At 43.6% G+C, this 6,347-nt stretch carries 4 protein-coding genes, 2 rRNA genes and 1 pseudogene; 5 read left to right on the top strand and 2 right to left on the bottom strand.

The genetic code is table 11. From position 1 onward, the window contains the following. From Q0277_RS08870 to Q0277_RS08860, 3 genes and pseudogenes are all read left to right on the top strand, one after another. A 23S ribosomal RNA gene (locus tag Q0277_RS08870) occupies positions 1–313 on the top strand; the annotation flags it as partial. A gap of 414 nt (positions 314–727) precedes the next feature. After that, a 5S ribosomal RNA gene (gene rrf / locus Q0277_RS08865) occupies positions 728–844 on the top strand. Between the two features lie 1,130 nt (positions 845–1,974). Beyond that, positions 1,975–2,214, top strand: a pseudogene (locus Q0277_RS08860) (helix-hairpin-helix domain-containing protein); the annotation flags it as partial. A gap of 781 nt (positions 2,215–2,995) precedes the next feature. Here Q0277_RS08860 and Q0277_RS08855 read toward each other — a convergent pair. Next, positions 2,996–3,418: an EamA family transporter gene (locus Q0277_RS08855; RefSeq protein ID WP_297997358.1), complete on the bottom strand. Its 423-nt coding sequence runs from the start codon at positions 3,416–3,418 to the stop codon at positions 2,996–2,998. A gap of 469 nt (positions 3,419–3,887) precedes the next feature. Between Q0277_RS08855 and Q0277_RS08850 the strand changes: the two genes are divergently transcribed. Together Q0277_RS08850 and Q0277_RS08845 are read left to right on the top strand one after the other, a co-directional pair. Beyond that, a complete protein-coding gene (locus Q0277_RS08850; protein WP_297997356.1) occupies positions 3,888–4,271 on the top strand; it encodes a DUF4878 domain-containing protein in 384 nt (127 codons plus the stop codon). Next, positions 4,253–4,861 (top strand): YiiX/YebB-like N1pC/P60 family cysteine hydrolase, encoded by a 609-nt coding sequence (locus Q0277_RS08845; RefSeq protein WP_297997354.1) that lies wholly within the window; start codon positions 4,253–4,255, stop codon positions 4,859–4,861. The genes Q0277_RS08850 and Q0277_RS08845 overlap by 19 nt, the downstream gene beginning before the upstream one ends. A 391-nt stretch (positions 4,862–5,252) precedes the next feature. Here the strand turns inward: Q0277_RS08845 and nusA are convergent. Then, positions 5,253–6,347: transcription termination factor NusA (gene nusA, locus Q0277_RS08840; RefSeq protein ID WP_297997352.1), on the bottom strand; the 1,095-nt coding region annotated here is incomplete at its 5' end.

Here is a 6,347-nt window from a genome sequence, read left to right as displayed (position 1 = left end):
GCGAGCTGGGTTCAGAACGTCGTGAGACAGTTCGGTCCCTATCTGCCGTGGGCGTAAGAAGATTGAGGAGAGTTGACCCTAGTACGAGAGGACCGGGTTGAACCGACCACTGGTGTACCGGTTGTTCTGCCAAGAGCACCGCCGGGTAGCTAAGTCGGGATGCGATAAGAGCTGAAAGCATCTAAGCTCGAAGCCGACTCCAAGATGAATCTTCTTTTAAGAGCTCTAGTAGACTACTAGTTTGATAGGCCGGATGTGTAATGGATGAAAGTCCTTTAGCTGACCGGTACTAATAGCTCGTTTGCTTATCTTTTAAGCATTACTTCCTTGTTAAGGATAAAATTGATTCCTAATTTTTCACTATGCTTCGTTAAACTTCGCTGCAGACTTCGGTCGCATACCATACGTATGCTCCCTCGTCTTTGCTCGTTTGCCTCGCCTAGCAAAAAATTAGTTCTCAATTCGAAATAGTAAATTTTTACTATGCCTTATCAACTTTTGTTTTTATAAAATAAGATCTGACTTTAACGATGAACGCAGTGTTAAATAAGAGATTATAAAAGATATCCGTAATCTATGTGATTAATCCAAGGTAGATTACGAAGTATTTTTGATATGAGGCGAATAGACAGGAACGAGTAAGGCTTCTATGCTACGGGGCTGAAATTCGTAACGTATTTGCAAGATATTACTATCAAACAATAAAAGCAATCCCTTATTTAACACTGCCTGTGGCTATACAGACGAGGAAACGCCTTGCTCCATCTCGAACCAAGAAGCTAAGCTCGTCCTGGCTGATGATACTATCCGTTACTCGGACAGGGAAAGTAGGTCGCTGCAGGCTTTGTTAGAATCTCATAACTTTCCATGCAATTTTCAATTTAAATTCTATTTCAGTATCTTTAGCTTATCGCTTCTTTTAGCCAATAAATATTGCTTGATAAATTTAAAATTCTATAACCTCTTTAGAATTTTAGAACCTTCTGCAAATAACAAATTTTAAATCTAGCCCTCCGCCACAATACAAAATCTCAAAACTCTGCATTAAATTTGACTTATATTGAGTGAAAAATGATACGGATTGAAATTTATCTCTATAATATTTGCTTGTTTGTATCGTTTTTAATACTATCTGTTGCGTTTGCTTTTTAACTTCTATGGCGCGATCTTTATTTCTAACCTCTACGAGCCTCATTTATGATTTATACGTTCGTTCGTTTTTTAATACATTGCCGCGCTTTTATATCTAAATTATAAAGCCACCGGCACTTATAAAGCTTTCCGCATGATTTAAACTATATGCCAAATAAAGCTTGGCAAGTGCTGTTGATTAATATAATGAAACGTTCTATAAGCATATAAAACCCTATTAAAAATCAAGCCCAGAAAAGCATGTCCTACAAAAGCAAGCTTATTGATGTGCTAAATTTTACTAAGATTACTCGTCTAGCTTTGCATGTAAAGTATCCGCGCCTCTCATAACACTAGTATCCCGTCGCTGTATGCGTCTAACATCGCCCGTAAAGCCTCCGTGCGTGGCAAGTGGGCTAAATTCCATAAATACTGCTGCTTAGTCTTTTACATGATTTAAATCCAAATCTAGTTTCAATGCTTGCGGTATTAAATTTAATCTATCTAGCTTTATCCTTTTCGGTCTTCAAAGAGGAGCAAAAAAGCGCTGTTAATTTAATATATCTAGCTTTATCCGCGCCTATCTGCTTTTTAAGATCAAGCTAAAATTTAACGTATTTATTAATAAAACGATCGAAGCAGATAAAATTTCAATATATCCACTTAAATTTTATCTCCCTTTAAGCCCACTGCAAATATAATCCTTACCGTATTGCAAGATAGCGTAATAGCGTATGGGCGCATTCCTTTTCTAGCACTGACGCGGGATAGGTATGCAAAAGCCTCAATGCTAATAGACGTTTTATTTGACAATACAAATATCTTAACCTTAAAGGACTTTTAATGAAAAACCTATTTAAATCCGCATTATTTCTATCGCTTCCTGCATTTATGCTAGCAGCAGTAAATTTAAACACCGCAAGTAAAGAGGAGCTTATGGCGCTTCCGGGCATCGGAGAGGCAAAAGCTCAGGCTATTATAGATTACCGCAAGGATAATAAATTTAAAGATATCGAGGATATCAAAAACATTAAAGGCATAGGCGATAAAAGATTTGAGCTTATTAAAGATGATCTTGCCGTAAGCGGCACTACTGATATAAGTGATCTAAAATCCGTAAAGCAAAAAGCAAACAAAAAGACCAAAGATACCGTCAAATCTGCTAAAGCCAAAGCAAATGCCAAATCAGAAAAGATGCAAGAGAAAATGGATGATAGCATGGATAAAGCTATGAACGATGACGGTAAAGTAAAAGGCTCTACGGCTAAGATGAAAGACGAAGCTAAAGAAGAGGGATCGTCTAAGGCTAAAGGTAAGAGAGGCAAGAAGGGTAAGAAAGAGTAATTTCTCCCGACCTTAGCTTTAAATTTATAAGCCTAGCGCTTGCGAGGAATGTATGATCTACGTAGCAAGCGTATAAATGTAGGCGGAGCTATGGAAGTGTGCAAGATTTCAATTCGCATCTTGCGTAATTAGCTTGCTCGACTATACTGTAGATTTAGAAGTTTACAGTTTGATTTAAACTTGCGGATGCGATTTTATTTTATGGTACGGCGAGCCGATATTTTTTTGGAATTTTAAGGTGCGAATCCCTGATTTATCATAAATTTCAATCTCACTGCTTTTAAGCAGAACTAAAATTACCCTAAAGACCGCCTAACTACAGCAAGGTATCGGCAAATCGAGTACCGGCGCGTTTCAGCTAATGCCTAGAAATCGTGTAGGCTAAATGTCAAGCCATAAGAGATCATATAGCGGTTTAGGGCGGCAATTTTGCAGAAGCGGCAGTGGGTTTATTTTACAACAAAGCGTATGGCGTAGCGGTTAAACAGACCACAAGAGATAGATTTAAAGCAAATTTACCCTATTTAAACGCTAGCATTATTACGCCTGCGCCGATTAGTGCTAGCGCGAGCCATTCGCGAAGGCTCGGGTGCTCGCCTAAAAAGATCACGGCGATGATTACAACGAGTACTACGCTTAGTTTATCGATCGGTGCTACTTGATAGGCTTTGCCGATTTGTAGGGCTTTGAAATACGCTAGCCATGATGCACCCGTCGCCAGCCCACTTAGTATCAAAAATACCCAGTTGCGAGGGCTCAGGCTCGATAGCGGCTGCCAGGCTTTAGCGTAGCGCAGGAATGCGGCGAGACACAGGGCGATGATGATCGTGCGAATAAAAGTCGCGAAGTGAGAGTTGATCCCTTCGAGTCCGATTTTTGCAAATATCGCAGTCAGCGCCGCAAAGAGTGCTGATGCAAGCGCCCAAGCCGCCCAAGTTTCCATGATATTCCTTTATGAAATGAATTATTGGATTATAGTCCTATTTGGGTAAAATTTCCTTATAATTTCGCGAGCGTCGCAGCAAAAAGCTAAATCGCGAGCGAGCAATCCTACGAAGGCGGCATTGAAATTTTAAAATTTTAGCCGCAAAATACGGCTAAATTTCAGTTCCGACAAGTAAAGATTGCCTCGCACGCTACCGAATGAATTTGGGCGCCGTTTGAGTGGTGTGTCGCAAGACACGGTTCGCAGAAACTGTTATAAAATTTTGCTTTGGCAAGATAAAATTTTACCAAGGCAAGACGAGCTTTCTTTCGAATGCAAAATTCTATTTTAATTCAGCAAAAGCACGACCAAATACGCCTTCGCAAATCCAAACGCGATATAAATTTCCCCCGAGCAGAAAGATCTGAATTTAAAAAAATATTTATCGTTTGTATATAGAATCTCAAAATTTCTACGAGGAGAGCTTATGAAAAAATTTCTACTCGCGCTCATTGCTATATTCGTTTTAGCGGGCTGCGGCAGCGACCCGAAAGGCGTAGCCGAGGACTTCATCAGAGCTCTATACGAGGGCGACTCCAAGACTTTGGTTGATATCATCGACATACCCGATAAGGACAGATCGGACGACGGCTCTATGCAGATGATAAACGGCAAACTGATGCAAATGGCAGGTGCCGGCAAGGAGGAGGCCTCTAAGCGCGACGGGCTAAAAGGCGTCTCGGGCGAGCTGCAAAATAGCGACGAGAAATCGGCGCTCGTGAAAGTCGTCGTGTCTTTTAAAAACGGCACAAACCGCACCGAGAGCGTTAAACTCGTCAAAAAAGACGGCAAATGGAAGGTTGCGCTTTAGCCAAAAAGCTTCTCGTCTGCCTGATCTTTGCCCTAGGCGGGCTCGGCGAGCTTTGGACGCTAACGCGCGCGCCTGTCGCCAAAGAGCCGCTGCGAGTGCCGGATGAAATTTTATCAAATCTGCGCACGGGCGATCTCGTATTTCGCCTAGGAGACGTCACCGACAGCCGCATAATTGCAAGCGCGACGGATTTTAAATACTCGCACGTAGGCATGATCGTGCGCGAGCGTCCGCTCGTGATAGTGCACGCGGTAACGGGCGAAGGCGAGCGAGACGGCGTCGCGGCCGTTTCGATGCGGGAGTTTTTGGCACATGCGCGAGATTTCGGCGTGGCGCGGATGAAATTTTTAAACGAGGAGCAAAAGGAGCGCTTAGCTGCCTCTCTACTTAAGCGCGTCGGCGAGAGTTTTACGCTAAGACCTCGCGGCGAAGCGAACCTCTACTGCACGACGCTGCTCGAGCAGGAAATTTCAAAAATAACGGAATTTTCGCCGCAGTATTTCGAACTCAACCTAGCTGTCCTAGGCGAATACCTCGCGCCGAAGGCGTTTTGGCATTACGGCGGCGTTGAAATTTTATACGAGTGGTAGGCACGACCTAACTTGGAGCAGAATTTTGCGCGCTGTGTAAATTTAAATATCGCATCAATTCAAATCCGCGCATGAATAAAATTTGATCTTAAAATTTCGTGCCGTAAAATTTCGGTCAAAATTTCGCTTTGACGCTAAATTTTGAAATTCCGCACTCCGTAAAATTTCATATTAGAATTCTGCAGGGCATTAAATTTTATAAATTTCGCTAGCTACCGAATTTGCAAAATTGCCGCTCGCTTCAGATTCTGCACATTCTACGCGCAAAACAAAATTCCGCCTTGCTGCAGAATTTTCAAAAGACGAAATTTATAATTCGTAAAATTCTAAAAGAATAGAATTTTATAAAAAGCGCAACTTGAAAAATTTCAAAAAGCAAAGCGCGCGAGCTCTACGGCTCGCCGAAAAGCGCTTCGAGATTTTTAAGACCTTCTTCCTTGGAGACCTTTTTCTCACTCGCCGAACCGGTTTCGATAAGCTCGATCTCGCAGCCGCACAGCATCGAAGCCAGGCGGATATTTAGGCCGTTTTTGCCGATCGCTTTGCTTTTTTGATCGGGGTTTACATAGACGATCGCCTTGCCGTCCTGCGTTATTTTGACCGAGTTTACGATCGCGGGCGCCATTGCGCGAGTGATCAAAATTTCGGGACTTGCGGAGTATTCAAACGCGTCGATGCTCTCGCCGCCGCTTCCGTCTTGCAAATTTTTGCTTAAAAATCTACTCACCGCGTCGATGCGAGCGCCTCCTTTGCCGACGGTGGCACCTACCGGATCGACGTTTGGCGAGACGGCGCTAAGCGCGATCTTAGCGCGCCTACCCGGAATCCTCGCGCAAGCCTGAATGATGACGCTGCCGTCTTTGATCTCTGGGACTTCGGCAGCGAGCAGGGCTTCTAGAAATTTTGGGCTGGTGCGCGAAAGTTCCAGCCTGATGCCGTGAGATTTGTCGATGGCTACGTTTTTGATGACGGCTTGCAGCACGTCGCCGATTTTGAAATTCTCGCCCTTGATGCGGTTTTTTTGCGGCATGAAAGCCTTTGTATCCTCGATCTCTACGTAGGTTGTGCCGTCGTGATCGATCTTGGTGACCGTGCCGTGGGTGAGGGTGCCCACCTTGCTTTTATAGTTTTCAAAAATTTTCTCTTCAAGCAGCCGCTGTATATGAAAATTTAGCTCTCTAGCCAGCACGCCAGAAGCTGTGCGACCGAGATTTTCGATATTTATTTCGTAGCTTAGCTCATCGCCGATCTCTGCATTTTCGCCTATTTTTTTGGCTTCGCTAAGCGCTATGAAGTTGTGATCACCGAGTCGCTCATCATCATCCGCGACGACGTGGACCTTTTGGTAGAGCTTAACGCGTTTGGTCTGCGGATCGACTTCGCTGTCGTAAAGATACTCCTCGCCGAAAAGTCTTTTTGCGGTCTGGATGAACGCCGTTTTGACGCGCTCTTTGACGTCTGCGGGCTCAAGCCCCTTTTCATTTGC

This window comes from uncultured Campylobacter sp. (genome assembly GCF_938030815.1).
Taxonomy (GTDB): Bacteria; Campylobacterota; Campylobacteria; order Campylobacterales; family Campylobacteraceae; genus Campylobacter_B.
This window is presented reverse-complemented; position numbering and strand designations above follow the sequence as displayed.

Bases quoted from the DNA above. Each gene is read 5' to 3' on its own strand.
- Q0277_RS08855 (WP_297997358.1), bottom strand. From the start codon at position 3,418: ATGGAAACTTGGGCGGCTTGGGCGCTTGCATCAGCACTCTTTGCGGCG.
- Q0277_RS08850 (WP_297997356.1), top strand. From the start codon at position 3,888: ATGAAAAAATTTCTACTCGCGCTCATTGCTATATTCGTTTTAGCGGGC.
- Q0277_RS08845 (WP_297997354.1), top strand. From the start codon at position 4,253: ATGGAAGGTTGCGCTTTAGCCAAAAAGCTTCTCGTCTGCCTGATCTTT.